This is a genomic window from Pseudoalteromonas shioyasakiensis, assembly GCF_022398475.1.
Lineage (GTDB): Bacteria > Pseudomonadota > Gammaproteobacteria > Enterobacterales > Alteromonadaceae > Pseudoalteromonas.
The window spans coordinates 1-3626 of the sequence record NZ_JAKEVM010000231.1; the positions used below are offsets into that span (position 1 = coordinate 1).

Sequence of the window (3626 nt, forward strand, 5' to 3'; positions counted from 1 at the left end):
ACCTAGAACCTAGAACCTAGAACCTAGAACCTAGAACCTAGAACCTAGAACCTAGAACCTAGAACCTAGAACCTAGAACCTAGAACCTAGAACCTAGAACCTAGAACCTAGAACCTAGAATTGAATAAAAATTTTAAATAATCTCGGTGATTGAAGCCCAAATTCTGAAATCAAAGCACCGATATCCGAAAACAGACACCTGGTATCTAAAAACTGATATCTGAAACCTGATATCTAAGCTCTGATATCTAACCTCTGATATCTAACATCTGATATTTACCGTCTAACCTCTGATATCTAACTTCTGACTTCTCCTACGGCTTCTTTCTTTCGAAACCAAGCATACTTTCATGGAGTAAAAATGGAAATCTCCCAAGCCCGCATGACTCATCTAAAGCAACTAGAAGCTGAATCTATCCACATTATTCGTGAAGTTGCTGCCGAATTTGATAACCCAGTAATGCTTTACTCTGTCGGCAAAGACTCTGCGGTAATGCTGCACTTAACAATGAAAGCGTTTTACCCAGCTAAACCACCGTTCCCTTTAATGCATGTTGATACAACATGGAAATTTAAAGAAATGATCGAGTTTCGCGACAAAATGGCCGAAAAGCTAGGTTTTGACTTATTAGTGCATATTAACCAAGAAGGTGTAGATGCCGGCGTAGGCCCGTTTACCCATGGTAGTGCAAAGCATACCGACATCATGAAAACCCAAGGGTTAAAACAAGCGTTAGACAAATACCAATTTGATGCGGCATTTGGTGGTGCACGCCGCGACGAAGAAAAATCACGCGCTAAAGAGCGTGTTTATTCATTCCGCGATAAAAACCACCGTTGGGACCCTAAAAACCAACGCCCTGAGTTATGGAATACCTTTAACGGCAAGGTAAACAAAGGCGAAAGCATTCGTGTATTCCCACTAAGTAACTGGACCGAGCTAGATATTTGGCAATACATCTACCTAGAAAACATCGATATTGTACCACTTTACTTAGCAGCAGAGCGCCCGGTAGTAGAACGTGACGGTACATTAATTATGGTTGATGACGAACGTATGCCACTTGAAGAAGGCGAAGTACCAATGAAGAAAATGGTACGCTTTAGAACCCTGGGCTGTTACCCGCTAACAGGTGCGGTTGAATCTAACGCCACAACGCTACCAGAAATCATTCAAGAAATGTTACTAACCAAAACATCAGAGCGCCAAGGCCGTGTAATCGACCACGATTCATCAGGTTCAATGGAGAAAAAGAAAATGGAAGGCTATTTCTAAGCGAAAGCGACTGAAATCTGACTTCTGATAACTAACAACTTCCATTTTCAAAGGATTTATAATGACTGAACAAATTATCCCAAACCTTCTTGAAACAGATATCGAAGGTTACTTAAAACAACATGAAAACAAAGATCTACTGCGCTTTTTAACTTGTGGTAATGTTGATGACGGTAAATCAACATTAATTGGCCGTTTATTACATGACTCAAAATTAATTTTTGAAGATCACATGGCGGCAATCAAAAATGACTCTAAAAAATTCAATACCACAGACGAAGAGTTCGATTTAGCGTTACTGGTAGATGGCCTTCAGTCAGAGCGTGAGCAAGGTATTACCATTGATGTGGCTTACCGTTACTTTGCCACTGAAAAGCGTAAGTTTATTATTGCTGACTGCCCAGGGCACGAGCAATACACGCGTAACATGGCAACTGGTGCATCTAACTGTGACCTAGCCATTGTGATGATTGATGCTCGTAAAGGTGTACAAACACAAACTAAGCGTCATAGCTATATTGCATCACTACTTGGCCTGAAGCACGTAATTGTAGCCATTAATAAAATGGACCTAGTTGATTACAGCCAAGATGTTTACCGCCAAATTAAAGCCGATTACAAAGCCTTTGCAGAGCAATTAGATATTCCTGATGTGCGCTTTGTGCCAATCTCGGCACTTAAAGGCGATAACGTTGTTGATAAAGGTAACAACCTAGACTGGTACCCAGGTGCAACTTTAATGCAGTTACTTGATACCGTAACCATTAGTGACGATAAAAACCTAGATACTTTCCGCCTACCGGTACAATATGTTAACCGCCCTAATTTGGATTTTCGTGGTTTTTGCGGCACCATTGCCAGCGGCATTATTAATGTAGGTGACCATATTACAGCATTTCCATCAGGTAAAACATCATCAGTAGAGCGTATTGTTACTGCCGATGGGGATTTACCAACGGCTTTTGCAGGTCAAGCCATAACACTTACCTTAAAAGATGAAATTGATATTTCGCGCGGTGATGTCATTGTTAAATCAAGCACTGACCAAAAGCAGCTACCAACAACAAGCTCAAACTTTGCCGCAACCATTGTGTGGATGGCCGATGCTGCAATGCAACCAGGTAAAGAGTACGAGCTAAAAATTGGTACTAAAAACACCTTTGGTAAAATCAGCAATATTAACCACCGTATTGATGTTAATACCCTAGAGCAAATTGATGCCAGCGAATTACAGTTAAACGAAATTGCAAATTGTACTATCGAAACATCTGCTCCAGTCGTTATAGACCAATATAAACAAGTCGTAGGTACTGGCTCATTTATAATTATTGACCGCTTAACCAATGTAACGGTTGGTGCCGGTATGATCACAAATACAACTGCAAAATCTCTAACCTTAAATTTCAATACCCGTGTCTACACTGAAGCTGAAATTGCTTTAAACCTGTATATCCGTACAAATTTTCCAGAGTGGGAATGCTTATCAGTAAATGGTGAAGTTTAATTATGATTAAAATATTGATAGGCGGATGCGATAGAAGTGGCACAACATTACTTGGTAGTTTGCTAGGAACAATCGAAGGGGCGGTAGTTACACCCGAGTCGCAGTTCAAAACAGAGTTTGTAGAAAGATTCGGCTTAGAAGAAAAACTTACCGATGATCATATCTCTTGGTTATTAAATCACTGGAGATTCCTATTATGGGATTTCTCAAAAGAAGAAAAAAGCATGATAAGAGATGCTGTAACTGATAAAAGTTTAGAATACTTTTGTGAAGTTGCTGTGAAGTGTTATGCTAAAAAACACAAAATTAATAACCCTATTATTTGGATAGACCACACCCCAAATAATTTAAGAAAAACAAGTGTAATTAATGATTTGTTTTCAAAAGGGAGTGTTAATTATATCCATATTGTAAGGGACCCCAGAGCTGTATATTCATCAGTGAAGGACTTAGACTGGGGGCCTAATACTGCTTTTTTTGGTGCTAAATGGTACGCTGTTAATATTGCTAGTGCATTAGCTAATGAAGTTCCTAATAACATATATAGAGTTAAGTATGAGGATGTTTTAGATAGTAAAGAAAAAACTTTAAAGAGTATTTGCTTAAATTTTGGGGTTGATTATATATTGAGCGAAAGAACGGTTTCATCATTTAAGCTTCCCAACTATACTAAAAACCAGCATTCAAAGATAAAAACTAATAAGTTAGATAAAAGCTCTGCAATTACATGGAAAGAAAAGCTCAAGGCTTCTGAGATACAAGAGCTAGAGTATCAACTTTCTGATATTATTATTTCGTTAGGCTATAAATTAACTCTTCATAATAGCTGTTGCAGAAGAAATAATC

The 3626-nt window shown here is 38.7% G+C and carries 3 protein-coding genes; all 3 read left to right on the forward strand.

Annotated elements, in window-relative coordinates; genetic code table 11:
* The first annotated feature begins 361 nt into the window (after window positions 1–361).
* Window positions 362–1276 (forward strand): sulfate adenylyltransferase subunit CysD, encoded by a 915-nt coding sequence (gene cysD / locus L1D51_RS20875; protein ID WP_058583902.1) that lies wholly within the window; start codon window positions 362–364, stop codon window positions 1274–1276.
* A 61-nt stretch (window positions 1277–1337) separates the two neighbouring features.
* Entirely contained in the window at window positions 1338–2780 is a 1443-nt protein-coding gene (gene cysN, locus L1D51_RS20880; RefSeq protein WP_239964752.1) for a sulfate adenylyltransferase subunit CysN, read from the forward strand.
* A 2-nt stretch (window positions 2781–2782) separates the two neighbouring features.
* Window positions 2783–3626: sulfotransferase family protein (locus tag L1D51_RS20885; protein WP_239964753.1), on the forward strand; the 844-nt coding region annotated here is incomplete at its 3' end.